Annotated in this window: 1 protein-coding gene; it reads left to right on the top strand. The window is 71.9% G+C overall.

The window, feature by feature from the left end:
* On the top strand, window positions 1–266 hold a 266-nt coding region (locus tag AC5RWQ_RS30435), incomplete at its 5' end, for a hypothetical protein (protein WP_494286037.1).
* Window positions 267–463: the final 197 nt, after the last annotated feature.

Genomic DNA, 463 nt, shown 5'->3' with positions numbered 1-463 from the left:
TGCCCGACCCGTGGGCCCACCCCGCGGCGCTGACCGGCAGCGTCGGGCTTGCCGTCGGATGCTGCTGGGCCGGCGTACTGGCCGCCGCGGTCTTCCGCACCACCGCGCTCGGTGTCTCCGCGGTGCTCGCGGTGCCGCTGCTGGCCGTACCGGCTGTGCGGGCGCTGCTCGGTGGGCCGCAGCTGAAGCAACTCGGCGACGCCGGCGGGGCGTTGTGGTCGGTGGTCTGCGGGGTGTCGCAGGGCGGCAGCGGAGGTGTGGCCTAGGCGCTGCGCTTCGCCGGGCAACCCCTCTTCCTGGGGCTGGTGTTGCTGCTGGCGGTGCTCGTTGCGGTCGTTGCGGCAAGCGCGTTGTGCGGGCGGCGGCAAGGACGGCGGTCAACTGCCGTGTCCACCGGAGGAAGTGCGCCGCTTCCCGGAGACGAGGGGTGATTCCTCCAGAAAAGACGTCAATTATCAGGTGA

It is taken from the genome of Micromonospora sp. BS32 (assembly GCF_059089345.1).
The sequence above is the reverse complement of the archived record's forward strand: the minus strand, read 5'-3'. Positions and strand labels throughout refer to the sequence as shown.